General features: G+C 41.8%; 29 protein-coding genes. 25 read left to right on the top strand and 4 right to left on the bottom strand.

Annotated features, from left to right (window positions below; all coding sequences use genetic code 11):
* Window positions 1–116 precede the first annotated feature (116 nt).
* The 3 genes from CST_RS11405 to trxB all read right to left on the bottom strand — a co-directional run bounded on the left by CST_RS11405 (window position 117) and on the right by trxB (window position 2,981).
* On the bottom strand, window positions 117–1,157 hold the full coding sequence (locus tag CST_RS11405; RefSeq protein WP_015360078.1) for a hypothetical protein: 1,041 nt from the start codon (window positions 1,155–1,157) through the stop codon (window positions 117–119).
* Between the two features lie 274 nt (window positions 1,158–1,431).
* Window positions 1,432–1,662 carry a glutaredoxin family protein gene (locus tag CST_RS11400; RefSeq protein WP_015360077.1) on the bottom strand — a complete coding sequence of 77 codons (231 nt, stop codon included), beginning with the start codon at window positions 1,660–1,662 and terminating at the stop codon, window positions 1,432–1,434.
* Window positions 1,663–1,712: 50 nt separating this feature from the next.
* On the bottom strand, window positions 1,713–2,981 hold the full coding sequence (trxB, locus tag CST_RS11395) for a thioredoxin-disulfide reductase (RefSeq protein WP_015360076.1): 1,269 nt from the start codon (window positions 2,979–2,981) through the stop codon (window positions 1,713–1,715).
* A 787-nt stretch (window positions 2,982–3,768) separates the two neighbouring features.
* Between trxB and CST_RS11390 the strand changes: the two genes are divergently transcribed.
* The 13 genes from CST_RS11390 (at window position 3,769) to CST_RS11330 (ending at window position 14,283) form a co-directional block, all read left to right on the top strand.
* The gene (locus CST_RS11390) at window positions 3,769–4,209 is read left to right on the top strand and encodes a Mini-ribonuclease 3 (protein WP_015360074.1); all 441 of its coding nucleotides are present in this window, start codon (window positions 3,769–3,771) and stop codon (window positions 4,207–4,209) included.
* A complete protein-coding gene (gene rlmB / locus CST_RS11385; protein WP_015360073.1) occupies window positions 4,190–5,011 on the top strand; it encodes a 23S rRNA (guanosine(2251)-2'-O)-methyltransferase RlmB in 822 nt (273 codons plus the stop codon). The genes CST_RS11390 and rlmB overlap by 20 nt, the downstream gene beginning before the upstream one ends.
* Before the next feature lie 64 nt (window positions 5,012–5,075).
* The gene (locus tag CST_RS11380; RefSeq protein ID WP_015360072.1) at window positions 5,076–6,410 is read left to right on the top strand and encodes a hypothetical protein; all 1,335 of its coding nucleotides are present in this window, start codon (window positions 5,076–5,078) and stop codon (window positions 6,408–6,410) included.
* Window positions 6,398–6,607 (top strand): hypothetical protein, encoded by a 210-nt coding sequence (locus CST_RS11375; protein ID WP_015485141.1) that lies wholly within the window; start codon window positions 6,398–6,400, stop codon window positions 6,605–6,607. The genes CST_RS11380 and CST_RS11375 overlap by 13 nt, the downstream gene beginning before the upstream one ends.
* An 11-nt stretch (window positions 6,608–6,618) precedes the next feature.
* Window positions 6,619–7,239, top strand: coding sequence for an NADH-quinone oxidoreductase subunit H (locus CST_RS11370; protein ID WP_015360070.1), 621 nt, complete (start codon window positions 6,619–6,621; stop codon window positions 7,237–7,239).
* Window positions 7,240–7,275: 36 nt separating this feature from the next.
* Complete coding sequence (locus CST_RS11365) at window positions 7,276–7,725, top strand: NADH-quinone oxidoreductase subunit B family protein (RefSeq protein ID WP_015360069.1); 450 nt, start codon at window positions 7,276–7,278, stop codon at window positions 7,723–7,725.
* Window positions 7,722–9,089, top strand: coding sequence for a hydrogenase large subunit (locus CST_RS11360; protein ID WP_015360068.1), 1,368 nt, complete (start codon window positions 7,722–7,724; stop codon window positions 9,087–9,089). The genes CST_RS11365 and CST_RS11360 overlap by 4 nt, the downstream gene beginning before the upstream one ends.
* Window positions 9,090–9,226: 137 nt before the next feature.
* A complete protein-coding gene (gene rsxC, locus CST_RS11355; RefSeq protein ID WP_015360067.1) occupies window positions 9,227–10,543 on the top strand; it encodes an electron transport complex subunit RsxC in 1,317 nt (438 codons plus the stop codon).
* Between the two features lie 10 nt (window positions 10,544–10,553).
* Complete coding sequence (locus CST_RS11350; protein ID WP_015360066.1) at window positions 10,554–11,522, top strand: RnfABCDGE type electron transport complex subunit D; 969 nt, start codon at window positions 10,554–10,556, stop codon at window positions 11,520–11,522.
* Window positions 11,512–12,084 (top strand): RnfABCDGE type electron transport complex subunit G, encoded by a 573-nt coding sequence (locus tag CST_RS11345; protein WP_015360065.1) that lies wholly within the window; start codon window positions 11,512–11,514, stop codon window positions 12,082–12,084. Before CST_RS11350 ends, CST_RS11345 begins: the two co-directional genes overlap by 11 nt.
* Before the next feature lies 1 nt (window position 12,085).
* Window positions 12,086–12,784, top strand: a complete 699-nt coding sequence (rsxE, locus tag CST_RS11340; RefSeq protein ID WP_015360064.1) for an electron transport complex subunit RsxE — start codon at window positions 12,086–12,088, stop codon at window positions 12,782–12,784.
* Window positions 12,784–13,365 carry an electron transport complex subunit RsxA gene (gene rsxA / locus CST_RS11335; RefSeq protein ID WP_015360063.1) on the top strand — a complete coding sequence of 194 codons (582 nt, stop codon included), beginning with the start codon at window positions 12,784–12,786 and terminating at the stop codon, window positions 13,363–13,365. Before rsxE ends, rsxA begins: the two co-directional genes overlap by 1 nt.
* Window positions 13,366–13,485: 120 nt before the next feature.
* Complete coding sequence (locus CST_RS11330) at window positions 13,486–14,283, top strand: RnfABCDGE type electron transport complex subunit B (RefSeq protein ID WP_015360062.1); 798 nt, start codon at window positions 13,486–13,488, stop codon at window positions 14,281–14,283.
* 117 nt (window positions 14,284–14,400) lie between these two features.
* On the opposite strand, the gene CST_RS11325 is transcribed toward CST_RS11330, so the two are convergent.
* The gene (locus CST_RS11325) at window positions 14,401–16,515 is read right to left on the bottom strand and encodes a methyl-accepting chemotaxis protein (RefSeq protein ID WP_015360061.1); all 2,115 of its coding nucleotides are present in this window, start codon (window positions 16,513–16,515) and stop codon (window positions 14,401–14,403) included.
* Between the two features lie 256 nt (window positions 16,516–16,771).
* Here CST_RS11325 and CST_RS11320 point away from each other — a divergent pair, with 256 nt between their 5' ends.
* The 12 genes from CST_RS11320 to CST_RS11265 all read left to right on the top strand — a co-directional run bounded on the left by CST_RS11320 (window position 16,772) and on the right by CST_RS11265 (window position 26,487).
* Window positions 16,772–17,374, top strand: a complete 603-nt coding sequence (locus tag CST_RS11320) for an RNA polymerase sigma factor (RefSeq protein ID WP_015360059.1) — start codon at window positions 16,772–16,774, stop codon at window positions 17,372–17,374.
* Window positions 17,375–17,376: 2 nt separating this feature from the next.
* Entirely contained in the window at window positions 17,377–17,898 is a 522-nt protein-coding gene (locus CST_RS11315; protein WP_015360058.1) for an anti-sigma factor family protein, read from the top strand.
* 140 nt (window positions 17,899–18,038) lie between these two features.
* Window positions 18,039–18,311 carry an HPr family phosphocarrier protein gene (locus tag CST_RS11310; RefSeq protein WP_015360057.1) on the top strand — a complete coding sequence of 91 codons (273 nt, stop codon included), beginning with the start codon at window positions 18,039–18,041 and terminating at the stop codon, window positions 18,309–18,311.
* A gap of 14 nt (window positions 18,312–18,325) precedes the next feature.
* Entirely contained in the window at window positions 18,326–20,152 is a 1,827-nt protein-coding gene (gene uvrC, locus CST_RS11305; RefSeq protein ID WP_015360056.1) for an excinuclease ABC subunit UvrC, read from the top strand.
* A 134-nt stretch (window positions 20,153–20,286) separates the two neighbouring features.
* Window positions 20,287–21,189: a hypothetical protein gene (locus CST_RS11300; RefSeq protein WP_015360055.1), complete on the top strand. Its 903-nt coding sequence runs from the start codon at window positions 20,287–20,289 to the stop codon at window positions 21,187–21,189.
* Between the two features lie 254 nt (window positions 21,190–21,443).
* Window positions 21,444–21,920: a transcription elongation factor GreA gene (gene greA / locus CST_RS11295; protein WP_015360054.1), complete on the top strand. Its 477-nt coding sequence runs from the start codon at window positions 21,444–21,446 to the stop codon at window positions 21,918–21,920.
* A gap of 162 nt (window positions 21,921–22,082) precedes the next feature.
* Entirely contained in the window at window positions 22,083–23,585 is a 1,503-nt protein-coding gene (gene lysS / locus CST_RS11290; RefSeq protein WP_015360053.1) for a lysine--tRNA ligase, read from the top strand.
* 28 nt (window positions 23,586–23,613) lie between these two features.
* Window positions 23,614–24,489 (top strand): hypothetical protein, encoded by an 876-nt coding sequence (locus CST_RS11285; protein ID WP_015360052.1) that lies wholly within the window; start codon window positions 23,614–23,616, stop codon window positions 24,487–24,489.
* Between the two features lie 30 nt (window positions 24,490–24,519).
* On the top strand, window positions 24,520–24,840 hold the full coding sequence (locus tag CST_RS11280; RefSeq protein WP_015360051.1) for an STAS domain-containing protein: 321 nt from the start codon (window positions 24,520–24,522) through the stop codon (window positions 24,838–24,840).
* Window positions 24,837–25,235, top strand: a complete 399-nt coding sequence (locus CST_RS11275; protein WP_015360050.1) for an ATP-binding protein — start codon at window positions 24,837–24,839, stop codon at window positions 25,233–25,235. Before CST_RS11280 ends, CST_RS11275 begins: the two co-directional genes overlap by 4 nt.
* Window positions 25,228–25,980, top strand: a complete 753-nt coding sequence (locus CST_RS11270; protein ID WP_015360049.1) for a SigB/SigF/SigG family RNA polymerase sigma factor — start codon at window positions 25,228–25,230, stop codon at window positions 25,978–25,980. The genes CST_RS11275 and CST_RS11270 overlap by 8 nt, the downstream gene beginning before the upstream one ends.
* 75 nt (window positions 25,981–26,055) lie before the next feature.
* Window positions 26,056–26,487 carry an ATP-binding protein gene (locus tag CST_RS11265; RefSeq protein ID WP_015360048.1) on the top strand — a complete coding sequence of 144 codons (432 nt, stop codon included), beginning with the start codon at window positions 26,056–26,058 and terminating at the stop codon, window positions 26,485–26,487.
* Window positions 26,488–26,566: the final 79 nt, after the last annotated feature.

The following is a 26,566-nucleotide window of genomic DNA, read 5'->3' as shown; positions in this document are numbered from 1 at the left end:
TGGTTGGTATTAATGCTGTACATAAAAAGAGCTATCTCAACCTTAGATAGCCCTTTTCTGACATTAGATAAATTGATATATGGGTTTTCAATTCTTGCTTCCACTTACTCATAAGATTATTCTACGTATTGAATCTTCACTTCTCCGCCGTTTCCTCCAGGTAAAATGAACCAGAATGTTGTCCCACCCGTTAAAGTAAGGGTTGCAGGCGAAAGTTGTGTTGCGGTTACTTTTTTCCATATACCATTTTCCTTAACTACATATACCGCCGGTAACTTTTTACCAAGCGGAGTTAATTTAACTTTTTTAGCATTGGGATTTGTGCCGTAAAATGTGTACACAATACCCCAGTTAGCCATATTTCCTTTTCTTTCAAATGGTAGCGTATATTCTGGTTCCTCAAATTCATCGGTATTGTATTTATCCGTTACTACTTTTCCTGCGCCATTACCCAATGCAAATATTTGGGGCTCTGTTCCTATCGGGCCATATCTTTGAATGTATTTATAAAGCCCGGTAGAACCGCCTTGTTCATAATAAGTTTTTGGAACCTCGAAAGCTTCATCATAGAGATTTAAATCATTAATGCTAATTAGACTTGTCAAACCGGCTCTTTTTTCCCAGTCAGAGCCATCTTCTACAAAAAATATTTTACATTTAAGCAAATTTCCTGAATTTACTCTAAATCTTACACGCCCATTTATAACTTTGCAACCGGATACAGCTTGTGATATTAAAGCCTTAAAACCTTGAGTTGGGTTTCCGGAAGTTCCGACAGGTATTGTAACATTAGTTGATAATGAGCTTTGCATAAAGGAAAGACACATGTCTGCTCCGATATACTGGCTTGGATTAGATTCATTTACATATCCGGACATTATTGCTGATTTTAAAATGGTAACTGAGCCCTGCTGTGTTGTGGAGTCGTTTTTAATGCCAATACCGATGCGGATTGTTTTACTGGAATAATTCCATTTATAAAACTCTGCTTCATAGGTTTTTCCACTCTGAAGAGGAATTGCAACATAGCATTTACCCTTTGCGTCTGTGTTTATTAAGTTGTTGCATATATTCTCCGGTCCATTTGCATAGATGAAACCTCCGTCGATAATTGTGCCGTCATAACTTTGTCCCTTACTAAAATCAATTCCACCCATAATAACACCCCTTTAAATTTTTTGGATTTGCATTTCAATTAATAATGAGAAAAAAGCGACTTGAGTGTAAACATGAGGTGAAAAAGTACAGTAAGGTTTAAAGTTGTTCCAGACACAAACCTGAAAAGAAGACAATCAAGCATAAACATCTGTCGGTAAATTTATATGAACTCATTTTACTTAAATTAGGCCAGGCAATAGCCGGAGAACCATAAAAAAGAGCTGCCTCAGCAATAGCTGAGACAGCTCTCCGGAGGGAAGAATCCGCGGCCGCTTATTGATTAAGCAACTCGTCAATTCTTTCCCTGTCAAAACCGATTACTATATTTCCGTTGATATCTATAACCGGCACACCCCTTTGGCCTGATTTCTTTATCATTTCCATTGCTTTCGCAGGATCAGCGGATACATCGATATCTTCAAAAGGTATATTTCTTTCCGCAAGATAATTTTTTGCCATTACGCAGTACGGACATGTGGGCGTGGAATAAACAGTAACTTTCATTTATCAACACTCCTTTCAGTTTATATTGGCCAAAATTCTGTATATTTATGTCAATTACCATTCGCAGCCAGATAACGTCCGGCCATTATGGCGGCAACCGTACCGTCTCCGACCGCGGTTGTAATCTGACGAACTTCCTTTTTCCTGACGTCACCGGCGGCAAAAACCCCTTTAACCGATGTTTGCATGTTCTCGTCGGTCATAATGTAGCCGCGCTCATCGGTCTCGAGCAGGCCTTTAAACATCTGGCTTTTCGGTTCATTGCCGATATATATGAAAATTCCGTCAATCGGCATCTCATAACTGCTGTTGGTTTTATTGTTAAACAATGTAACCCCGGTAACAAAATCGGTTCCATGTATAGCCTTTACTTCGGTATTGAACAACACCTCAATGGCAGGATTTTTAAAAAGCTCATCCTGTGCCGATTTTACAGCGGTAAAGTGATCCCTTCTGTGTACGACAGTCACCTTTTTGGCAAACCGCGTAAGGAATACCGCTTCCTCGACGGCCGCATCCCCGCCGCCTACGACTATCACATTGGCATCATAATAAAGGGCGCCGTCACAGGTTGCACAGTAGTGTACACCTTTCCCGGTAAATTTTTCTTCGCCCTCAATTCCCAATTTACGCGGTGTCGCTCCTGTGGCTATTATAACAGCGCGGGCGTAATAATCCGTCTTTTTGGTTTTAAGTTTTTTTATTTCCCCTGTAAGGTCGATTTTTAATATATCCTGCAAGTCATCAATCCGGGCTCCGAAATCCAGTGCCTGTTTTTTCATATTGTTAACCAGGTCAATGCCGCTGATAACCCCGTTTGTTCCCGGATAGTTGGCAACCTGGTAAGTGGTGGCGACCTGGCCGCCGACCGTGTTTTCATCAACAATGACGGTGTAAAGTCTGGCACGGGCTGCGTATATTGCCGCGGTAAGCCCTGCGGGGCCTCCGCCCAGAATCAAGACATCGCAGGAGGTTTTATCACGTTCAAGGTATTCGCATTTATTGGACAGGACGTCTTCGATAGCGCGTTTTAATTCAGTTTCATCGGTGTAGCCTGAAATGGTTTTGCCGAAATTTTTCCCGTCTCTGAAAAACACTATTGTTGAACCGTGCTCTGCATTATATTTTCTTGCAAGTCCGGGATTTGCATCCTTATTGACCTTGACAAACCGCATTTTATCGGAAAACATGGCGGATATATTTTCAAAAACAGGCATTACCGAACTGATTGCGGGACAACCGTCGCTGTAAAAAATAGCCGCTGCGGGCAGATTACAGCTCAGTACTGCAGTTTCAAACTCTTTTTCGGTAATTTCCATAACGCTGTTTATAATAATCCCCCCTTTGTACCGGTAATCATTTACACTCGGGATTGTTAATATTTATATACCCTGTTTGCGGAAAAAATTAACCTGCAATTTTGCCTTCTCAGTATAAGGAGCTGGCGGTAAACACGCAGGACTGAAAGTTTTTATCTCAACGCCCATCAAAAACAACATCCTCTTATTTGCTTAAGGTGCAATTCCTCTTTTGTTTGTTAGTATTTCAATTAAGCGGTGAAATATAAATTACGCAGAAAATGACCGGGAATGCGGTGTGAGAAAACAGACAGCCCTTAGACGGATAAAACAATATTGTAGAAAAAATTTGGGATTATGTCCTATTTTGGAATAAAGGGGTAAAATCCAAGCGGCAGCGGGAGTATCATAAATGCCGGAAAAAGGAAAAAAAACAGGAGCTTAAGCTCCGTTCGCCAAAAAATGTTTTATATATATAGTCATAAAAGAAAGGAGGTAAAAGTATGTTAAAAGTATCAGTGTACGCTATTAATTATAGTGATTTTATTTCGGCGCGAACAAGTGACAAATTCAACTAATTTAAAAAAATTACCGACAAAATGTTTGTTCAATTTTTAGATTTATTAAAAAAGTCCGCTTATTTGGCGCGTTAATCGGTTGTTGATAGATTATACGCATTACTGTAGAATTGTATTGTAAATTTGCGGAGTTGTCAGGGATGGCATAATCTGATTTAATTCCACAATTTAACGGGGTCTGAATTGTGTTTTATTTTTTATGGATATAATAAAGAACGAGGGTTGATTTTATGAAAACTGAAAAACCTGATATACAGTATGTTAACCGGCTTTCGCCGCTTGTTCTGGCATTTGTCGGAGATGCGGTGTTTAACCTTTTTATAAGAAGCCGCCTTGTAATGAAAAAAAATGAATCGGCGCACATGATGCATGTCAAAGCCATAAATTACGTCAAAGCCTCGGCGCAGAGCAAAATTGTGAGCAAACTGCAGGACAAGCTTAATGATGAAGAAAAAAACATATTAAGAAGGGGGAGAAATACCAAATCGGCCACAATACCCAAGCACGCGGACGTTTTGGATTACCGCAGGGCCACCGCCTTTGAAGCGGTTCTGGGATATTTGTATCTCCTTGGTATGAATGAACGCCTTGAAGAGATTCTGAATATGGCCGCTGAAATAATTGAAAATGAGCAGGAAGGAGAAAAACACAATGGGGAAAAGGAAGAATGAGGACGGGAAATATTACCGCGAAAACACCGGTGAGCAGCATGAAGAGACCGGAAAAATCGAAGGGAAAAACCCGGTGCTTGAGGCGCTTAAGGCAGATCGCACGATAAACAGGATTTATATCGAAAAAGGTTCAAAGGATCCCGTTCTGGAAAAGATTTATGCCGTTGCAAGAGGTAAGGGGATTGTTGTATCATACGTGGAAAAATCCAGGCTGGATCAGTTATCGGAAACCAGAAACCACCAGGGAGTAATTGCCGATGTGGCTCCCTATTCGTATGCCGACGTTGAGGATATACTGGAAAAAGCCAGAAACCTTAATCAGCCCCCGCTGATATTAATACTTGACGGAATAACCGATCCGAATAATCTTGGTTCCATTGTCAGAACCGCGGAGTGCGCGGGAGTGCACGGGATTATTCTGCCCAAAAGAAGAGCGGCTGCGCTTACCCCCGTTGTGGCAAAAGTTGCGGCCGGCGCCGCGGAATATATCCCTATTGCAAGGGTTACAAATCTTACAAGAACAATACAGGATTTAAAAGAAGCAGGGCTCTGGATTGCCGGAGCCGATATGCACGGTGAAACCGATTATAGCGAATATGATTATAAAAGTCCTCTGGCGATTGTAATCGGCAGTGAAGGGGAAGGAATAAGCCGACTGGTACGGGAAAACTGTGATGTGCTTATCAGAATCCCGATGTTCGGGAAAATTAACTCGCTTAACGCCGCTATTGCCGCCGCACTGATAGTTTTCAAGGCAGCCGAGAAAAGAGCCGAAGCAGGTATTATTTCCTATGATAAATAGTCCTTGTGGAATTATACAAAAATTAATATACTAATTAAAGATAAATTATGCTGGAGGACAAGTTATGGATTTACTGGTGCTGTGTCCGGTTATTGTGCCGCTGATTATGTTTTTCGTTACAATTTTTTTGGAAAGGGAAAAAAGCATATATCTGGTAACGGCAATATCGGGTCTTCTGTTTTTGCTGTGTGCCATTTTAACATTAGCGGTTCCCGGTTCGGTAAACTTCACAGTACCCGCGGTCATATGGAGAATTATTTCGGTTGCCACCGTTATTGTTATTTTTTTACGCTCAATAAAGGACAGGCAGTTTATTATATCGGTGTTTGCCGCTGTTCAGGCGTTAATCCTCATTTTATTCGAAGTTATTTTACTGCCTGATGAGCCTGCAAGTTTTTTATACCTGAATATAAAAGAGAAATATTTGTTACTTTTTGGTGCTGTTATTGTTTTGTTTTTTATTCCATTTATAATTTATTTACTGAAAAAGCATTATAAAGGTTTACCCGATAAACTCAGATATTTTACCATGGGATTTGCCCTTCTGCTTTCTTCTTTTGCAGGGCTTATTTCATCCAGCAGCATGACAGGCTTGTTTCTGTTCTGGCAATGGCAGTTTATATCGGCGTATATATTTTTAAAAGGCTTTCGCGATTCCCGGAATGAAAACAACATTCCGCGTACGGTTATTTATTTTCAGCAGGCGGCACTTACGCTTTTTCTGGCCGCTGGCGTGACAGCCTATAAATTAACGGGTTCACTGGCAATGGCGGATTTTATAGACGGTTTTGGAAAAGTTTCCGAACTTTTGGCGTTGATCATTTTCACATCCGCAATTTTAATGGGGATGCTGATTCCCGAAAATTGCGTACACTGGTTTGACACACTGAAAATTGTTCCCGGGACGGGTCTTTATTTAATTATTTTTTCGTTATTTGCGCCCTACGGTGTACTGTTGAAATTCCGGCAGCTGTTTAATAACCTTGACGGCAATGTTATTTCCCTTATGATGATATACGGAGGAATTCTGGTATTTTCAGGGGCATATTTTGCCCTTTTGTTTTACAGGAACAGGCACAGTATTTTAAGTTTAATCATGAGCATATCGGGCCTTGCGGTGGCTACTGCCTTTAAGAACATTCCGTCCCATGTGAGATTTCTTTCAGACAATCCGATACCACTGCTGCTGGTTATTGCCGGAATTGTTCTGACCGTGGCATATATAATTCTGTGGATTTCTACGATATTCACACATACGGGTAATACAACCGACACAAACGATGAACATCCCGTTAATTACATTCTCCCGTTCAACATAAATTTCCGCCTTATAATTAAAATAGGTTATATTACCACGGCGGCCATTACTCTGGGGGTGAGTCTGTCATGCTTAAAATAGCGTGGTTCATTGCCATAATCCTGTCAGTTCCGGTGATATATATTGCATACAATTATATAAATTCGCTGATGCCAGGACAGAGCAAAACTTACGCACTTCAGCCTGTCTACAGGCTGTTGAAGTTTTTTGGAAAGAAGGACGACGGCAGCAATTTTCCTTCGTATTTTTTTCGGCCGGAGCATGTTTATTTTCATTAATTGCGCTTTATATGGCCGTTTCCGGATATAATTTCCTTTTTGTGGTTTCGGTGCTGTCAATGATGGATTTGCTTGTTATAACGGGCGCTTTCAGCAGTAACGACTTTTCGGGCAGGGTATCGGCCAAAAGGGGACTTTCAAGGTTTATAATCTGGCTGTTTGCTTCAATTGTTTCTTCGGCGACGATTTATAAAGTTTGTAGAACTCTTAAACTCAGTGAAATATCCCGGCTTTCGGAAAGCAACTGTATTATTATAGACCTTCCGTTTACTTTTGTTTCGTTGTTTATAATTCTGCTTATGAAGGGTAATCTGATGCATTTTGATTTCGGACTGTCGGGTACCGAAATGTCTGTTTTCGGTGATGCCCTTTATTCGCCGTACAGCGGATGGAGTCTGGCGGTAATTCAGATGGCCCAGTGGATTGAAATGGGTGTATGGATTAAAATACTTTCATATTTCCTTCCGGTTGTAAAATCTGTATCCTATTTAATCATTTCGGTGTTATACCTTGCTTTTATGCTTCTGGACAGGTTTATTTCAACGGTGGAGTGGAAAAAGGCCGCAAGGCTGTCCTGGGGTTGGGCTGCCGGTATGTCCCTTATAAACTTTATATACGTTTTTTATTTTTGATTCAGAAGTTTAATAAGAAAAAAGGAGTGCTTACAGGTGAAATGGTTTAAAAAATTCAGGACACGTTCGATATCGGTTTTTATTGTACAGGCCGGTGGCTGTAGAGACTGTAACTTCCAGTTTTCGATGGCTTTGTGCGGAAACGGTGAAATCAGGGGTATAACCGTTACCGATAATCCCAAGCATGCCGACTGCATGCTCATTTGCGGCTGTATTAACGAAAAGTCAAGGAAAAAGATTCTTGAAGTGTATGAAAAGATCCCGTCTCCAAAGGCCGTTATAGCAGTAGGTGCATGTACATGTTCAGGAGGACTGTTCCGTAAGGAAAATAACGGGCTTTATACCGCAGAGGAAGTGTTGCCTGTTAATTCGTGGATAAGGGGATGTACTCCCGGGGCAAACGAAATGCTCGAAGCGGTTGTACGTGCGCTGGAAAATGCCGGTGAGGCTGATTATCATTGGGGAAAAGGCAGGAATGCAGTATGAAACGTTCTTGGAATGAAAAACAGGGAAGGGCATTTATGGGCAAGATGTTTGGATATAAATTGATGGGGTACAGGCTGGTTTTCATTAAAAGCGCCTGTGATGACGGGTATGTTAAACTGCAATATATGCTTGAAAAGGACGGGTATATTGAAACGGTGGAAACAGATTTACCGGAAAACGGTACTTTCCCGTCAATAACCGGAGTTTTTCCCGAAGGGGCACAAATGGAGAGGGAAATAGCCGGAACTTATCCTGTAATGTTCGTATCACATAATAAAGAACATGAAAAAAATGACGGTTTGTCCTTTGAATGGGGGCCATTTCACCCTTTGCTTCAGGAACCTGTTTTATTCAGATTTTCCCTTAAGGATGACGTGATAGATAAAGTTTGTATTGAAACAGGGTATAATTACCGAGGGATAGAAAGATTATGCATTGGTGAAAAAATTCCGAATGTATTGGACATGCTGGAAAGAATATCGTCGGTAAACGGATTTTCGATAGGGCTGGCTTTTTTACACGCAGTTGAAGCAATAAACGAAATTGCGGTTCCTCCCAAGGCAAATTTACTCAGGCTTATTTTAAACGAAATGAGTTTTTTGCGTGCCAATCTGTACAGCCTTAGCCATATTACCAAATGCCTCGGACTTTTATCGGACAGCTCGGAAATTTTTAAATTAATCAGTCTGTATAATGAAGCGGCATTATTAATAACCAATGATCCACAGCTTAAAGGCATACTTGTTCCCGGAGGCCTGAGCATTGACACAGGAATCGAGACGCTGGTGCGGGTTAATGTAATTCTTCAGGAAATGGTGGGCGTTTTATCGGCTATGCGGGACAGGTGGAACAATACCCAGTCCATTACAGAAAGAATGAAAGCCACCGGAAAAATAGACAAAAATACCGCCGCGAGAATGACTGGACGTGCCGCACGCGCGGCAGGTTTAAGGGAGGATGTACGTAAACTGTCCAGACTCCCTTATCATGTATTGTCATATAAAATTCCAACAGCCGGCGAAAGCAATAGTTTTACCCGCACGATGCTTATATTTGAAGACATATTATTGTCCCTGTCACTTATTGATCAGACAGTGGAAATAATGCATGAGGGAGATATAAGGACATCTGACAGGCCAAGGCTGAAAAGCAATGGGGAAATACTTGTCCGCGAACCCGAGGCTTTTGGCGAGCTGGTTATTCATGTCAGCCTTGACGAAGAGCTTGTTACCAATATAAAAATACGAAATTCATCCACAATAAACTTCCCATTTCTGGACGGCATTTTAAAAGGCACCGAATTAAATGACGTGCCTCTGGTCATAGCAAGTCTGGATCTTGATTTTTCCGCTATGGAAAAATAGAGGAAATCAGCATTATACAAGGTTTTTTGACGCTTTTGTCTTGTATACAAAAAACATAATCCATATTCACAATTTACTGGCCGTATGATATTATTAACTTGTAGATTTTTTACGTCAAAATGAAACGAGGTGAGTCTATGCCATTAAAATGGGTGTTTCATGGCGGTGTATCTGCACCACATCGCAAAAATACCGCCGAGTCGGAGACCTCTGTTCTCGACATCCCGGAGAAAGTGGTAATACCGATGGTCCAGCATATAGGTGCCCCATGTACGCCCACTGTCAAGCCGGGTGACACAGTGAAAGTGGGACAGAAGATTGGCGACAGTGAAGCGTATGTGTCTGCTCCGATTCATTCCAGTGTTTCGGGCACGGTAACGAGAGTTGAACCGATGCTTTTTGCAGGCGGCAATCTTGTCATGTCCGTCGAAATTAAAACCGACGGCAAGCAGGAAGTATATGAAGGCATTTCACCGCCTGAAATAAAAAACCGGGAAGACTTTCTTAAAGCCGTAAGGAGTTCCGGTCTCGTCGGCCTGGGCGGCGCGGGCTTTCCAACCCATGTAAAACTTAATCCTCCGAAGGATAAAGTAATTGATTGTCTTATCGTTAACGGCGCGGAATGTGAGCCTTATATTACGTCGGACTACAGGGAAATGCTTGAGAATCCCGATGGAATAATTGAAGGGATTAAGCTTGTACTGGATTATCTTAGCATTCCCAAAGCCATTATGGGTATTGAAGACAACAAACCGAAGGCATATAAACTGTTAAAGGAAAAGGCTCAAAACGATAATCGGATTTCGGTGCAAAGCCTAAGATCCCGTTACCCCCAGGGGGCGGAAAAAACACTGGTTTACGCGCTTACCGGCAGGAAGATTCCTTCGGGGAAACTGCCTGCTGACGTGGGCTGTGTGGTTCTTAACGTTAACACGGTTGCGTTCATAGCTTCTTATGTCAAAACAGGCATGCCTCTTGTACAAAGACGTGTAACCGTGGACGGGCCTGTGGTAAACCAGCCTAAAAATGTTTTGGCGCCGATCGGAACATCTTTACAGACACTTTTTGATTTTTGCGGGGGTTTTAAGTCAACTCCGTACAAAGTACTGATGGGCGGGCCTATGATGGGAATTGCCCAATATTCCCTTGAGACTTCGGTTATTAAAAATACTAACGCAATACTTGCATTTGACAAAAAAGAGGGAGATCTTCCTTCCGAGTGGCCATGCATCCGCTGCGGAAGATGTGTCGAAGCCTGCCCGATGAATTTACTGCCTCTGGAAATAAATCGTCTTGTACTGGCCAATAAAATTGACGAACTGGAAAGATACCATATTCTCGATTGCATAGAATGTGGAAGCTGTTCTTATTCATGCCCGTCAAAGAGGCATCTTGTGCAGTCCATCCGCATTGGTAAAGATGCAGTCAGAAGGCTGAAAGTGAACAGAAATTGAGGTGAGGGCATTGGAAAACAGGCTGTTTGTATGTTCGTCTCCACATTTAAGGGATAATGTGACCACGCAGAGATTAATGTTGGATGTAATTATCGCATTAATTCCTTCAACGGTCGCGGGTATTCTGTTTTTTGGGTTACGTGCGGCATTGGTAATTGCTGTAACCGTCTCGGCATCGGTACTGACCGAATACCTTATGAGAAAGGGTTTGAAAAGGGAACAGACAATTTCGGATTTAAGTGCCGTTGTTACAGGTCTTCTTTTGGCTCTGAATCTTCCTCCGTCAATACCTTTATGGATAGCGGTTGTGGGAGCGGTCATTGCAACCGGGCTTATTAAGCAGTTATTTGGCGGTCTTGGACAGAATTTTATGAATCCCGCACTGGGCGCAAGGGTTATTCTTGTTGTTGCCTGGGCAAAACATATGACTACATGGACAGAACCCTTTGTTGATGCCGTTGCTTCCGCAACGCCCCTGAGCCTGCTGGATGCTACCACGACAGCCACTCCCGTTGAAGGAAGTGTGTGGTATTCATATCTGGATATGTTCCTCGGCAGGGTACCCGGTTGTATCGGTGAAACTTCAGCACTGGCAATTTTGCTGGGATTTGTGTACTTACTGATAAGAAGGGTAATTACATGGCATATACCTGTTATATATACCGGTACAGTGGCGCTTTTAACATGGATTCTGGGAACCGACGGTCTTTTCACCGGTGATCCTCTGTACCATGTACTGGCAGGTGGGTTGCTGCTGGGGGCGGTGTTCATGGCAACCGATTACGTGACATGCCCGGTGACACGGAAAGGACAGATTATATACGCATTGGGCTGCGGAATTCTTACCGTTCTGTTCAGACTCTACGGGAATATGCCCGAAGGCGTTTCCTTTGCAATAATTTTAATGAACATTGTTACGCCGCTTATTGACAGGCATACGATACCCGTTGCTTTCGGAGGTGAAAAACGTGTGGGATAGTATTATTAAGCCGACATTGGTCCTTTTTATTGTTTGTGCGGTAGTGACAGGTGCTTTGGCTTATGTTAACGGGATGACGAAAGATATTATACTGGCAAGAACAGAAGAGGAACAGGAGCAGTACAGAATACAGGTAATGAACGGGGCCGACAGGTTTGTGAAACTGGAAGAAGAAGGTTTATTGTCGGATAAAGTGGCCGGAGTTTACGAAGCCTACAGCCAGGATAATCTGATAGGTTATGTTGTGGATGTTACAACAAAAGGTTATGGCGGCACGATAAATTTAACTGTCGGAGTGAATACCGATGGGCATGTTACGGGAGTCATTGTGGGAGATAACAGTGAAACGCCCGGTCTGGGTTCAAAGGCGAAGGAACCTGATTTTATAAATCAGTTCGGGGAAGTAACGGTGAATGATACCCTAAGTGTAGTAAAACAGGGCAAAAAATCGGCAAATGAAATCCAGGCCATTAGCGGCGCAACAATTACATCACGTGCGGTCACCGATGGGGTTCAGGCTGCTTTGGATGCCGTTAAATTAATCATGAATGGGGTGAATTGATATGGCAAAGTCTGACAAGAAAGCGCTTTCAGTTCTTACAAACGGTATTATGAAGGAAAACCCGGTTTTGAAACTGGTGCTTGGTACATGCCCCACTCTTGCCGTTACAACAATGGCCAGAAACGCCATTGGCATGGGAATAGCCGCAACGTTTGTGTTATTGGGTTCCAATATAGTTATTTCGCTGATTCGCAAAATTGTTCCGGATAAGGTCAGAATACCGGTGTTTATTACCGTAATTGCCGGGTTTACAACCATTGTGGATATGCTGCTTCATGCTTATCTTCCCGATGTGTACAAGGAGTTGGGAATATATATCCCCCTTATTGTGGTTAACTGCATCATCTTTGCAAGGGCCGAAATGTTTGCCAGCAAGAACGGTGTCGTGGCGTCCATCCTGGATGCATTGGGAATGGGTGCCGGATTTACGATGGCCCTGCTGATAATGGGCTCGGTACGTGAAATTATCGGTGCGGGCACATGGATGGGTATACCTGTAACGAAGAATTTGTTTGATCCTGCTGTTATAATGATTCTTCCTCCGGGAGGTTTTCTGGCTTTTGGATTTGTAGTTGCGGTTATTCAGAAATTATCGGTGCTTAAGGTCAGAAACAAGGAAATAGCGTCAGGTGAAACTGTTTCAGGATGTGACATGAACTGTGCCGGTTGTGCGGCCGCTCACAACGGAGGTGACAAATAATGAGGGAAATAGTGCTCATTGCCATAACTGCGATTTTTGTTGAGAATTTTGTTTTGTCAAAGTTTTTGGGCATTTGTCCTTTCCTGGGTGTTTCCAAAAAAACGTCCACCGCTGTTGGTATGGGAGGAGCTATAATATTTGTAATCACCATTTCTTCAACTGTTACATGGGTTATAAATGAATATCTGCTTATACCGAACGATCTTACCTATTTGCAGACGATAGTTTTTATTCTCGTCATTGCCGCACTTGTACAGTTGGTGGAAACGGTTATGAAAAAGTTCATGCCGCCGCTGTACAGAGCGCTTGGAATTTATTTGCCGCTTATCACGACAAACTGCGCTGTTTTAGGTTCCGCGCTGTTAATTGCCGAAAGAAAATATACCTTTTTGCAGGCAGTGGTTTTCGGTTTTTCAGCTGCGGTTGGTTTTACACTGGCACTTGTGCTGTTTTCGGGTGTAAGGGAGCGAATTGAGACAAATGACATACCTGTGGCATTCCGCGGTCTTCCGATTACGCTGGTTGCGGCTGCATTGGTATCCGTAGCGTTTTTTGGCTTCCAGGGATTGTTTGGCATATGATAAATACATTTTAATCTAATATTTAGTAAAAGCAGAAATGTTGTTTTTAGTAAAAGCAGAAAAGTTTTATTTGAAGTAAAAGCGGAAATGTGAACTTTTAACGGAAAGAGTGGTGGTATTATGGAAACGGTTTTGTTCCCCGTTGCGCTTGTATCGGGTTTGGGGCTGATATTTGGACTGATTCTTTCCTATGCCTCGGTGAAGTTTGAAGTGAAGGTTGATGACAGAATAGCCAAAGTACGTGAAGCCCTTCCGGGTGCAAATTGCGGTGCCTGCGGTTTTTCAGGCTGTGATAATTATGCCGAGGCCATTGTGAACGGAGCCGAAATTAATCGGTGCCCTGTCGGCGGGCCTGAACTTGTGGCAAAACTCAGCGATATTATGGGAGTTGAGAACCAGGCCGGTGAGAAGATGGTAGCCCGCGTTATGTGCCAGGGTTCATGGGATAAAGTTAATATTAAATTTGACTATGACGGTATTATGGACTGCCGTTCGGCTGCGTCGATGTCAGGCGGTCCTTCGTCCTGCGTTTACGGATGCGTCGGAATGGGAAGCTGTAAAAAGGCATGCGCCTTTGGTGCCATTACGGTGGAAAACGGGCTTGCGAGAATTGATGAGACAAAATGCACCGGTTGCGGAAAATGCATAGCCGAATGTCCCAAACTGATTATTAAACTGGTTCCTGCGAGATCAGGGTATTCGGTGGCGTGCAGCAATGAAGAAAAAGGTGCCGTGGCGCGCAAAAACTGCAAGGTAGCCTGCATTGCATGCGGAAAGTGCGTGAAGACATGCCCGAAAGAAGCCATTACTATTGTGAATTTTAAAGCTGTAATAGACACAGCCAAATGTGAAAACTGCGGTGAATGCATTAAGGTTTGCCCAACGGGCGCAATTGCGAAATATACCGTTCTGATGTAATGTAAATGTTTTCTTGAATAAGAAATTTGCTTTTAAAACCGAACGGCATAACCATTTCGGTTATGCCGTTCGGTTTATATTTTGCGTGCCGTTTATTGAGAGATTGCTTATGCGGCCTTAATTGATTTTGAACATGGATACTGCCGTCTGCAGTTCCTTTGCCATTCTGTCCAGTTCCTTTGCAAGATTGGTAAGAACTTCGGCGCTTGCCATCTGTTCCTGCGTGCTTGCCGATACTTCCTCGGATGTAGCTGCAGCTTCCTGCGATACCGCCGAAATATTTTCCATTGCCGAAAGGGTTTTCTGCCTGAGTGTAAGCATGTCGCCTACGGCTTTTTCCACTTCGTTCATAAACTCGTTAATTTCCTTCATTGAGGCTGAAATTGTGTTAAACGCCTCATTGGTCTGTTCAACGGCAACCATTTGCTCATTAACGATATTACTGGTGTTGGTTGCTTCAAATACGGCGTGTTCGGTTTTGCTGTTTATTTCGTTTATGATGTTGTTTATCATAATCGAAGCTTCCTTGGTCTGCTCCGCGAGTTTTCTGACTTCGTCGGCGACTACGGCGAAACCGCGGCCGGCCTCACCCGCACGTGCTGCTTCGATTGCGGCATTCAGAGACAACAGATTTGTCTGATCTGAAATGCCGACAATGAGTTTGGTAATTTTACGGATTTGCTTCATGTCATTATTGAGGCTGTTTATTTCATCAACTATTTTCTGGGAAGCCTCTTTCGTCTGATTTGCCCTGTCATTCAGGATCTTAACCTTGTTTATTGCTTCTGCGCTTGTTTCTTCGGTGGTTGATATCAGTTTGGACATGTTTGAAAGTTTTCCTGTCATTTTGTTAATGCCGTCAGAAAGATCATTCATATATTCAACGGTCTTGGATACTTCCTGAGCCTGTTCGGAAGAACCTTTAGCCACTTCCTGAAGGGTCAGGGCAATCTGCTCGGACGCGGCAAGGGTATGTTCGGATGATCCGGCTATTCTCTCCGCACTGGTCGAAACGTCGTTGACGGAAATCTGCACCTTTTCAATGAGCTTTTTAATGTTCTGAATCATATTATCGTAGTTTTTTATCACTTCACCGATTTCATCATTTGCCGTATCGGCTACGGTTTCGGTGAAATCTCCCGAACTGGCCCTTCTCATCAGGTTAACCAGCTTTGCAAGGGGAGTGGAAATACTGTTCGAAATTACGAAGGAAAGCACGACCGACAAGACAATAACTATACCCAGTGTGATAATGATACTTGCGCCAATGGCATTTGCGGCACTGTTTAAAAATGAATACGGGGTTATGATTACTATATAGAAAGGTGTGGAGGGAATACTGTAATAACTGCAGTAAGATTTTTCCTTCAGGCTGATTTCAAAACTGCCGTAATTCTCACCACTGCCGGTTAACGACAGAATGTTTCCGATTAAGTAGCTGTACGGGTATTCCGTCCCGGGGGCTTTGGATTCATCGCTTGAGTAAATCACCGTTCCGTCTTCGGCAAGCAGCAACAATTCGACTTTTTTACCGAATTCGAGGGAATCAAACAGTTGGTTTAATCTTGAACTGTTAAGGGTGACAAAAAAATTTCCCATCCATTTGTTTGTTGTAATATAAACCACTTTTCTTGCATATACAATTTCATTCCCGAAAACATACCACTTGAATACCTGCCCGCTTTCGCTGAAATTGCTGTTTAAATTGTCATAATCTATTGAATTCGAACTGACTCCTACATATATGACTGAATTGGCGGGAGAAACCAGCCTCAATTCTGAAATGCTTTTATTCTGGGAAGATATCACATTCATTTCTTTCAGAAGGTCGTTGAATGCAACTCCCCTGTCGTAAATTTCAAGTTCGTCATAATTAAAAAAGGTTTTCTGTACATAATTAGAAAAAAGAAATGAATTTGTGGTTTCAGTTATTTTGTTTAATTCGGCTGAAATATTGTTTCCGAACTGCATTACCACCTGTTCGGTATACTGTTTGATAACGCCTGATAAAAGTGTCCTGGCACTGCTAAATGATATAAGACCCAAAACAATCAGCGGAAGAATGGACAGGATTAAAAAAGAAATGATCAGTCTTTGCCGTATTTTTATTTTTCGCAGGAATTTAATTCTTTCGCTGATGGCCAGGTTTTTGATGTCGATTTTCTGAAGGTCGGATGCTTTCTTAAGAATATCCTTACCAGAAATAAGTTTTTGCTTAAATTTTTCGAACATAGTAGACCCCCACACTTTTAAAGGTTAAAATGAAATTAATCGGAAAAATAAAAAACTGAAGTCCTTCTGTCATTATTTTTTATCGGCAAGTGTGTTATATTGTTAAATATTTAATGAAAGGCCGGTTTGGATTAAAACCTCATCCGTTGTCCAGGGGCTGGCAACGCAATAGTAAACCTGCGGATTTCAGACTTTCGGTATGAGACAATCGTACATATTTTATTGAAAGCTGATATTACCGAATGAAAAGGTTCTAATGCAAGTTGCATTAAGATATGAGTTCCTGGAAAGTTATTGGTTGCTGAAGGGAAAGTTCATGGAAGACAGGATGATTGTGGAAAGATGCTTAAACGGCGATACTGACTCTTTTGAATATCTGGTTACGAAGTATAAAAAGCTTGTATATTCCATAGCTCTTCGTTTTTTTAACGATCCGCATCTTGCCGAGGATGTTACGCAGGAAGTGTTTTTTAAGGCGTACAGAAAACTTTATATGTATGACACCAATATGAAGTTCTCGGCGTGGATCAGCAGGATAGCTCATAATACATGTATTGACACATTGAGGAAAAATAAAAACTATTCGGTTTCCGCAGAAGAAAATCCGGTTGTGGAGGATACGGCGGAGGCAGCTGATGAGATACTGGTCAGAAAGGAAAAAAAACACTGGCTGGAAGAGCAGATAAGGGCGCTTAAACCGGATTACAAAACCCCGCTTCTTCTTTTTCACCAGGCAGGGCTGAGTTATGAAGAAATTGCAAAAACCATGAATGTACCTTTAAGCATTGTTAAAAACAGGATTTACAGAGCCAGAAAAATGCTGAAGGAAAAAATGGCCGAATATTACAGGGAGGCGTAAATATGCATATACGGGAAAGAGATATATCTTTATATCTTGACAACCGGCTTGATTCCGAAAAACAGAGAAAACTGGAAGAACACTTTTCTGTATGCCGGAAATGCAGTGAGAGACTGGCAGAGTGGAAGGAACTGTATGCTTATCTCGAAGGGCTGGAGTATGATTTTGAGCTTGACGGGCTGGAGAATAAAATCATGCAGAAAATAAAAAACGTACCGGTAAATGTTGTCTGGCATGACGAATTCAGAATATCGGTACCTGTGCTTCTGTATGTTTTATCAGTGGTTTTAAGCCTTAACCTGCTGTTTGAGCCGGTAATAAATTTTCTGCGCAGATTTTACAATAACACCATGGCATTTATGCTTAATGAAAGCCTTGAATTTATAAATTCGGCCAAATGGGAAGCAGTGGACGTAATTGCCCTGTTTAAATCAATGGAAATAACGGGAATGGCTACAGGCATTGTTTTGATTGCGGGCGGCATTTATTTTACGGTAAACAGAAAATCCCTGCGCAAGGTTTAAATACACTGCTGCGCATTTTATTGCCCCGGATAAATAATTTATTTGAAAACCCTGCCCCGTCATTGTATAATAGGTAATGGCGGAAATTTTTAAACAGAGCTACCTGGTAAAAAAGAAAAAAATTGGCAGGGGGAACTGAAATGATAAGCAAAGAAATTACAATAAAGAATGAATCCGGGTTGGAATCAAAGGTTGCAGCACGGCTGATACAAAAAGTCTCCGGTTTTGAGTCCAACATATGGATTCAAAAAAATGATCGAAGGGCAAATGCAAAGAGTTTGCTGGGAATATTGTCCCTCAGTATCAGCAGAGGGGAAAAGGTACTGCTAATAGCCGACGGCCCGGATGAGCAACTGGCGATAAGTGAGCTTGAGAAGTTTGTGGAAAGGGGTATGACCGATCAGCAAAAATAGAAAGAGTTTAAATTATGGACAGAATCAGGGAATTGCTTGAGAATATTCCGGAATCACCTGGTGTATATCTGATGAAGGATAAGTCGGGCAGGATTATATATGTCGGGAAGGCTAAAGTTTTGAAAAATCGTGTCCGGCAATATTTTCAGAGTCCTGAGGAAAAAGATCCGAAAACAAAGACCCTTGTGTCGAAAATAAACACGATTGAAACAATCGTAACCGAAACCGAAGCCGAAGCGCTTATACTTGAAAATACCCTTATCAAGCTGCATAAGCCAAGATATAATATTCTTCTTAAAGATGACAAAACATATCCTTATATACGTATTACCACCCAGGAGTTATTTCCTAAAATTGAACTCACAAGGACGATAAAAAGGGACGGTTCAAGATATTTTGGTGCTTATACGAAAGTTTCCGATGCCAGAAAGTCTTTGGAAGCGCTGAGAAAAATATTTCCTCTCAGAACGTGCAACAGGCAGATCAAAGAGGGGGATAACCAGCGTCCCTGCCTTTTTTATCATATAAAGCTTTGCTCTGCGCCTTGTGCCGGATTGATAAGCAGCAAGGATTATAATGAAATTGTAAAAGAAACCTACAGATTCCTTGAAGGCAGGCAGGACGAGGTATTAAACGAGATGCGGAAGCGTATGGAGGCATACGCCGAGAATCTGGAGTTTGAGAAAGCCGCATCCATTCGGGATAAGATAAAAAGCATAACGAAAATAACCGAAAAACAGCTTGTTTTATCAACAAAATTTGAAGACAGGGATTTGTGCGCGCTGGTCAGGGATGAAATCAATAGCCTGGTCATTGTGCTTTTTGTGCGCAACGGAAAACTGATGGGCAAAAACGTAAATTTTATGGAAAAGACGTATAATATGTCCGATGAGGAGGTTATGGAGGTTTTCCTAACCCAGTTCTACGGAAACGGAAGGGAGATACCTCCTGAAATTCTTCTGACTCACTACCCGGCCAGCGGTGAGCTTATTGAGCAGTGGCTGAAATCAGTCCGCGGGAAATCGGTTAATCTGAGTGTGCCTGTACGCGGCGACAGAAAAAAACAAATAGACTTGGCAGTCAAAAACGCTGAGGAGGAATTCCAGAAATACCGGATAAATTATGTCAGTAAGCAGGAAGATATAGAAACGGCGCTTGATAAGCTGAAAGAGATTCTGGAATTGCCTGACATACCTCACAGGATTGAGGCTTATGATATTTCTAATACCGGAAATAAGGGTATGGTTGCCGGCATGGTGGTTTTTGAAGACGGTATTAAGAAGACATCCCACTACAGGAAGTATGAAATAAAAAGCATCAATGAGCAGAATGATTATGCGTGTATGCAGGAGGTTTTATACAGAAGGCTAAAACGGCTGAAGGAAGGGGATGAAGACGCGAGCTTTTCCGAACGCCCCGATCTTATACTGATAGACGGGGGTATAGGCCATGTACATGCAGCGGAGGAAGTCTTTGCAGAACTGGGAATGAGTATTCCCGTGGCAGGCATGGCGAAGAATGACAAGCACCGGACCCAGAGGCTTGTCAATGACAAAATTGACATTGAGCTGAAGGAAGAACCTGAATTACATTTTCTTATTGCTGCCATACAGGAAGAAGTCCACAGGTATTCGCTGAGCTTCCACAAGCTGAAGAGAAAGAAGCTGCAAAAGGAATCAATCCTTGATGAAATAGAGGGGATTGGCCCGAAAAGGAAAAAAGCCCTGCTGAAAAAGTTCGGATCGGTTAAGAGAATTCGTGAGGCAACGGTGGAGGAGCTTTGCAGTGTTAAAGGCATAAGCAGGAAACTGGCAGAGGAAATCAAGGAGTCTTTAAGCTGATGCTTTTTGGGCTTGGTTTCCTGACGGCTTTCGGAGTTTGATTTTTCCGGAAGCCTTTTTATTTGTAATATTCCTGTGGTATAAGCCATAATAATAAAATACATGGAGCATATGTTCGGGCGCCGGGGTCTGTTATGGCGTATGCACTGGTTGTTGCATCTGAGAAGGAAGAAACTGAAAAGGGTTTTTCGCCGTTTAGTAAAATTAAAGATATGATTACGGCTTTTCTTCCTGCCAGGATTCATGTAAGTTTCAGGGAAATTGACGAAAATTTGCTTTTATATATTATTACAATGCCTCTGCCGGAAATGTTTTTTCTCAAAAACAGGAGGGGAAGGAAACGGACGCTTAAAAAATGGGCGGCGGTTGTGAAAAACAATAATATTGAGCATTATTTGCTTGAACAGCCGTTAAAGGAATATTTAAACCGGGAATGGACAATGAAACCGAACGGATATCTTGATGAAAGCATACGGCGGAATGTGCACCTGCTTTTTTCGATGGAACCGTTAAAGGGGCTTGAAATGCGGAATATGACCATTACCCTGTCAGGAATTGAGAAAGGGTTCATTAACCCTAAGCTTTTGAACGTCCTCGGAAATTTCAAAATGGTCAATGTAACGGCTTCTTATAATGAAATGGATGGAATATGGGATGAATTTATGGCAGAGACAGGTGTGCCTGTCTGTATCACCGAAGATTTCGGAGTACTTTCAAGAAGTGATGTTTGGATTTCATATGAGGAAAAGGAGGTTGATTATCCTTTTGACGGAATAAAGGTAGCTCTTTCTTCAAAAAAAATAACCGGCTGCGGGCTGGATAAGCGCTACCGGATAGGGTATTCCCTGCAGCGGAAATTGCTGAAAAGGATAGGAGCCGCGGTGGTCCAAAAGTTTAATCCTCAGATACTGGCTGAATTTTTAATGTTTATGGTAATAAACAGGAAAGAAATCACAATATCAGAAGCTGAGGAATTATTAGGTGTAAAGATTTCCATTTTCCCGGATGAAATACAGAAATATGCGTTCTTGACATAACCGAGTGTCTGCTTTATAATGTTAGCAATGTAATGGGGGAAGTATTTCTCCCATTATAAACTTTTGAACAGAAAATGCCGATAAACGTATTTTATAAATAAGGACAATTTGAAATTACCTCTGAATCTCCCGTCAGAATAAAAGCATTTATGCACCAGGAATAAAAGTATTGTTACGGGATAAATTAATATAACTCTTTATTGAAAATCTTTAATGGGGGATTAGAAGGAGAAAACTGAAAAGGAGCATCATTTATGAGTGGCAAGGAAATTTATTTAACATATGAGGGACTTAAAAAACTGGAAGAAGAACTTGAACGTCTGAAAGGTGAAAAAAGAAAGGAAATTGCCGAAAGAATAAAGCAGGCTCTTGCTTTTGGAGATATTTCCGAAAATTCAGAATATGATGAAGCCAAAAGTGAACAGGCAAAAAATGAAATGCGCATTGCGCAGCTGGAAAATATGCTTAAGAATGCCGTTGTAATAGATGAGGATGAGGTGGATACCAACTCGGTCAGACTGGGAACCAGAGTGAAAGTATACGACATGGATTTGGATGAAGAGATGGATTATTATATAGTGGGTTCAACTGAGGCTGATCCGCTGGAACAGAAGATTTCAAATGATTCACCTGTTGGGCGTGCTCTTATGGGCAAAAAACCGGGCGACATTGTAACCGTTCAAGTTCCCGACGGAGTTGTAAGGCTTAAGGTGCTTGAAATCTATAAGTAGTAAGGTCGGTATTGTTAATACGGTGTGCATGGGTTATAATATTGTTTATAACAAAACAGTTTACATTAACGTGTAAGCTGTTTTTGTGTATGTTTTTGTATTTTTGGAGATTTTCTCCTTCTTAAGCGCAATACAAGTAATCTGGTTTCAGGAGGACTATAAATGTCAGAAAATATTAATCATAGCCAAAATACCGAAGAAGTTCAGAATTTAAATGAAATACTGAAGGTGAGAAGACAGAAGCTCGGCGATCTGCAAAGCAAGGGAAAGGACCCGTTTAAAATAGTAAAATACGATGTAACTCAAAAAACAAAAGAAATAACCGATAATTTTGACGAATTTGAAGGAAAAGAAGTTTCCATAGCCGGAAGACTGATGGCAAAACGGGGAATGGGGAAGACCAGTTTCTGCGATATTCAGGACAGGGACGGAAAAATTCAGCTTTTCGTACGCATAAACGAGCTCGGGGAAGAAGCGTATGAAGAGTTCAAGAAACTGGACATAGGCGATATCATAGGTGTCAGAGGAACGGTTTTTAAAACCAAGATGGGTGAAATAAGCATACGGGTTCATGAATATACGCTGTTGGCAAAGTCTTTAAGACCGTTGCCAGAAAAGTTTCATGGTCTGAAAGATACCGATACCCGTTATCGTCAGAGATATCTTGATCTTATTGTGAATCCCGAAGTAAAGAAAACATTTATTATGCGCAGCAGGATTATCTCTGCAATAAGGAGCTTTTTGGACAGCAGGGGATTTCTTGAAGTTGAAACCCCAATTCTGAACCTGATTCCCGGAGGGGCTAATGCAAGGCCGTTTATAACTCATCATAACACACTGGATCTGGATATGTATTTAAGAATCGCGCCCGAATTATATTTAAAAAGGCTTATAGTCGGCGGAATGGAAAAGGTATACGAGTTAGGGCGGATGTTCAGGAATGAAGGCATGTCAGTAAAGCATAACCCGGAATTCACGTTACTGGAAGTGTATGAAGCATATACTGACTATCACGGAATGATGAAATTAACCGAAGATTTGTATCTGCATGTCGCCGACACGGTACTGGGAACGAGAAAGTTTGAGTATCAGGGGTATGAGATTGATTTATCATTGCCATGGGCGCGCATGACAATGACAGAAGCTGTAAAGAAATACACCGGAATTGACTTTGACACGATTGCGTCAGATGACGAAGCTGTTGCGCTGGCAAAGGAAAAAGGGCTTGATGTGACGGGTAAGACAAAAAAAGGGGAAATACTTAACCTGTTTTTTGAAGAATTTGTGGAAGAGCATCTTATCCAACCCACATTTATAATGGATTATCCTGTTGAAGTATCGCCGCTGACGAAGAGAAAACCCGACAAGCCTGAACTTACCGAAAGGTTTGAACTGTTTATTGTGGGACGGGAAATGGCAAATGCCTATTCTGAATTAAATGATCCCATTGATCAGAAGGAAAGATTTCTGGCTCAGTTGAGAAAACGGGAACAGGGCGATGAGGAAGCAAATATGATGGATGAAGACTTTATAATTGCGCTGGAGCACGGCATGCCGCCCACAGGTGGTCTTGGCGTGGGCATTGACAGGCTTGTAATGTTGTTCACAAATTCATATTCCATACGCGATGTGCTGCTGTTCCCGACTATGAAGCCAAGAGAATAACGGTGCGGTTTTGAAGGAGGGTTCTTCTATGAATCAGCTTACAAGGGAAAAAGCGCTGGAGATTCTGGAACTTAGCCCGGATGCGACAAAGGATGAGGTATCTAAAAGGTACAGTATCCTGACAAGAAAGTTCAAAACCTTGGAAAAGGATGAAAGGGGCTATACCCTTAACGACATAACCGATGCGTACAATCTTCTGATGGGAATAACATATGTGGATAAGGAAGAAGAAGAACGGCAGAAGAGACTGCGGGAAAACCCTCCTTTACTTGCCCGGATCCTCAGAGTGGATCCGATAAAACTGGAGAATTTCTTTCACTATTATAAAATACATATGCTCGTCGGCCTTGCGGTAATCGTTATTCTGTTCTTTTCGATTCGAAGCTGCATCAACCGGGTGGATCCTGATTTTACGATAGTCTGCTACGGAAATATCTTTGCTGCAGATCAGACCGCTGTTGAGGAAAATGTAAAGGAGAGAGTGCCGGGAATTACAACTCCGTCGGTCCAGTTTTTAGCAACCGTTTCCGACGATCCCCAGTATGTATATGCTTCGCAGATGAAATTTGTTGCGATGATAGCCGCAAAGGAAATAGACATTATTATAATGGACAGGGAAAACTTTGATATAAACGCTTCCCAGGGGATATTCCTTTCACTGGATGAATTGGCTGACGAACTGGGGTTCCCGGAGGAGAGTTATATACGAGGCAGCGAAATAATCGATGAGACCGAAGACGGCAATGTCATAAAAGGGCCGGAGCAGATTTACGGTATTGATATTACCGGCAGTGAATTCATTAAAAACAACAATATCCATGCAGAAAGTGCAATAGTAGCCATAGCACGTAATACCCAAAGGATGGACAGCGCTTTGGAATTCATCAGAAGCCTGGGGAACTGAAGATAAGCGTTTAGGAAAGGAGGCTCGGCGATGTTCGAGATGAAGGTGGACAACCATAACGACAATGGAAAGGTTAGGATTATTCTGAGCGGAGAAATCGACATAGCAACGGCACCTGAGTTTAAAACCAGATTATACGATTTAATCGGAGACGGGACAAAAGACATTGAGCTTGTTTGCGACGGACTGTCTTACATAGACAGTACCGGACTGGGTATACTGGTTGGCGCTCTGAAGAGGGTTAAAAATCATCAGAATAATGTTTATATATATCATCTGCGGGACAATATAAAGAAACTCTTCAAAATAACCGGTCTTGACAAAGTATTTATCCTGGAGGAAGCCGTATGAGCGGGAACTTTGATGAAATTACGATAAATCTCCCCAAAAAAGCCGAATATCTGAGTTTTGTAAGACTTACTGTATCAGGTCTTGTGTCAAAAATCGGATTTGACATTGATACCGTTGAGGACATAAAGGTCGTAGTTTCGGAGATTTGTTCGAGGATTGTTTCGTCGGACTGTGATCCTAACCAGTATTACGACATAAAATTTAAACTGTACAAAGACGGATTTCAGGCTGTCTTTAAAGTGCCGCATTGCTTGGCCCAATGCCTGTTTGAAGGGGATTCGGGAGAGTTTGCAAAAGCAATTATATCATCACTTACCGATGAATTCAGCATTACATGCAGCGATAACTGTATAATCACTATTGGGAAAAATTTGGGGGATTCCGTTAATGGATAAAAATAAGGAAAACCGGCACGAAGTTTCGGATAAGGAGTTGTTTGAGCAGTATAGAAAAACCAAGGACGTAAACATACGTAATGAGATTGTTTCCCGGTATCTGTATCTTGCTGAAATTCTTGCGAAAAAATTTATCAACCGGGGTGTGGAATACGATGATTTGTATCAGGTTGCCTGCATGGCGCTTATTAATGCCGTTGAACGTTTTGACGTGAATGCCAATGTTAAGTTCGTAAGCTTTGCAACGCCTACAATTATAGGCGAAATTAAGCGTTATTTCCGTGACAAGGCTTCGGTAATAAGGGTACCGAGAAGAATATATGAGATATACCAGAAAGTTAACCAGACCAGGGAACTGCTTATGCAGAAAAACGGAAGGGCGCCGAGGGTGGACGAGATTGCGGAATATCTGAACCTCAGCGAAGAGACAATTCTGGAAATAATTGAATCATGGAATGTATATAAAATTCAGTCCTTTGATCAGACGATTTATGATGATGACGATGTGGAGCTTCATGAGGCCATAGGCGAGGATGACGAGACATTTGAAAAAATTAACAACAGGGATTTCCTTGAAAAATCGCTGAAACATTTCAATGAGACCGAAAAGAAATTTATCAGGCTAAGATACTTTGAAAACAAGACCCAAAAGGAAATTGCCGAAAATTTTAACGTATCTCAGATGTATATTTCAAGGCTGGAACGAAAAACTTTGGAGAAATTCAGAAGAATTCTGAAAAAATAACCGAAATGGTGGTATATAATAAGCAGGATTTTTGTGGTTTCATTTTACGCAGGTGAGACTGTTGGAGCTGATCGGATGAAAGTAAGGAAAATCTACAGAGGGTTTATTTTGAATGATGTGAATGCCGTATGTGAAACAGTGAGGAATATTATTTCCTATTTGGAAAACTCGTTGGGAATAGACAGCGATCAGTGCTTCGACATCAAGATAATATTAAACGAGCTGCTTCAGAATGCTATAGAGCACGGCAACCTTCTGGACTGCAATAAGAAGGTTTATATGGATGTGTGTATACGCGAAAGTGATGTCCTGAATATTACTATAAAGGATCAGGGACAGGGGTTTGATGTGAGGAAGGTGCTGGATATGAAAAACAACCAGACCGAGTGCGATATTCTGGATTTGCCTGAATGCGGCAGGGGACTTCAGATAGTGAAGAGTTTATGCGATGATATAACCTTTAATCAGAGAGGCAACTGTATACGGGTGACAAAACGGTTGATTTGAAGGGTTTTTCCATTTTATGCCATAAAGGTTAGGGAAGGACAAACTTTTTTCTGGTCAAAGAAGCAATAATGTGGTAAAA

The sequence above is a fragment of the Thermoclostridium stercorarium subsp. stercorarium DSM 8532 genome, assembly GCF_000331995.1.
GTDB lineage: Bacteria > Bacillota > Clostridia > DSM-8532 > DSM-8532 > Thermoclostridium > Thermoclostridium stercorarium.
This window is presented reverse-complemented; position numbering and strand designations above follow the sequence as displayed.

Coding starts and splice junctions, on each gene's coding strand:
- CST_RS11405 (WP_015360078.1), bottom strand. CDS start 1,157: ATGGGTGGAATTGATTTTAGTAAGGGACAAAGTTATGACGGCACAATT.
- CST_RS11400 (WP_015360077.1), bottom strand. CDS start 1,662: ATGAAAGTTACTGTTTATTCCACGCCCACATGTCCGTACTGCGTAATG.
- trxB (WP_015360076.1), bottom strand. CDS start 2,981: ATGGAAATTACCGAAAAAGAGTTTGAAACTGCAGTACTGAGCTGTAAT.
- CST_RS11390 (WP_015360074.1), top strand. CDS start 3,769: ATGAAAACTGAAAAACCTGATATACAGTATGTTAACCGGCTTTCGCCG.
- rlmB (WP_015360073.1), top strand. CDS start 4,190: ATGGGGAAAAGGAAGAATGAGGACGGGAAATATTACCGCGAAAACACC.
- CST_RS11380 (WP_015360072.1), top strand. CDS start 5,076: ATGGATTTACTGGTGCTGTGTCCGGTTATTGTGCCGCTGATTATGTTT.
- CST_RS11375 (WP_015485141.1), top strand. CDS start 6,398: ATGCTTAAAATAGCGTGGTTCATTGCCATAATCCTGTCAGTTCCGGTG.
- CST_RS11370 (WP_015360070.1), top strand. CDS start 6,619: ATGGCCGTTTCCGGATATAATTTCCTTTTTGTGGTTTCGGTGCTGTCA.
- CST_RS11360 (WP_015360068.1), top strand. CDS start 7,722: ATGAAACGTTCTTGGAATGAAAAACAGGGAAGGGCATTTATGGGCAAG.
- rsxC (WP_015360067.1), top strand. CDS start 9,227: ATGCCATTAAAATGGGTGTTTCATGGCGGTGTATCTGCACCACATCGC.
- rsxE (WP_015360064.1), top strand. CDS start 12,086: ATGGCAAAGTCTGACAAGAAAGCGCTTTCAGTTCTTACAAACGGTATT.
- rsxA (WP_015360063.1), top strand. CDS start 12,784: ATGAGGGAAATAGTGCTCATTGCCATAACTGCGATTTTTGTTGAGAAT.
- CST_RS11330 (WP_015360062.1), top strand. CDS start 13,486: ATGGAAACGGTTTTGTTCCCCGTTGCGCTTGTATCGGGTTTGGGGCTG.
- CST_RS11325 (WP_015360061.1), bottom strand. CDS start 16,515: ATGTTCGAAAAATTTAAGCAAAAACTTATTTCTGGTAAGGATATTCTT.
- CST_RS11320 (WP_015360059.1), top strand. CDS start 16,772: ATGCAAGTTGCATTAAGATATGAGTTCCTGGAAAGTTATTGGTTGCTG.
- CST_RS11315 (WP_015360058.1), top strand. CDS start 17,377: ATGCATATACGGGAAAGAGATATATCTTTATATCTTGACAACCGGCTT.
- CST_RS11310 (WP_015360057.1), top strand. CDS start 18,039: ATGATAAGCAAAGAAATTACAATAAAGAATGAATCCGGGTTGGAATCA.
- uvrC (WP_015360056.1), top strand. CDS start 18,326: ATGGACAGAATCAGGGAATTGCTTGAGAATATTCCGGAATCACCTGGT.
- CST_RS11300 (WP_015360055.1), top strand. CDS start 20,287: ATGGCGTATGCACTGGTTGTTGCATCTGAGAAGGAAGAAACTGAAAAG.
- greA (WP_015360054.1), top strand. CDS start 21,444: ATGAGTGGCAAGGAAATTTATTTAACATATGAGGGACTTAAAAAACTG.
- lysS (WP_015360053.1), top strand. CDS start 22,083: ATGTCAGAAAATATTAATCATAGCCAAAATACCGAAGAAGTTCAGAAT.
- CST_RS11285 (WP_015360052.1), top strand. CDS start 23,614: ATGAATCAGCTTACAAGGGAAAAAGCGCTGGAGATTCTGGAACTTAGC.
- CST_RS11280 (WP_015360051.1), top strand. CDS start 24,520: ATGTTCGAGATGAAGGTGGACAACCATAACGACAATGGAAAGGTTAGG.
- CST_RS11275 (WP_015360050.1), top strand. CDS start 24,837: ATGAGCGGGAACTTTGATGAAATTACGATAAATCTCCCCAAAAAAGCC.
- CST_RS11270 (WP_015360049.1), top strand. CDS start 25,228: ATGGATAAAAATAAGGAAAACCGGCACGAAGTTTCGGATAAGGAGTTG.
- CST_RS11265 (WP_015360048.1), top strand. CDS start 26,056: ATGAAAGTAAGGAAAATCTACAGAGGGTTTATTTTGAATGATGTGAAT.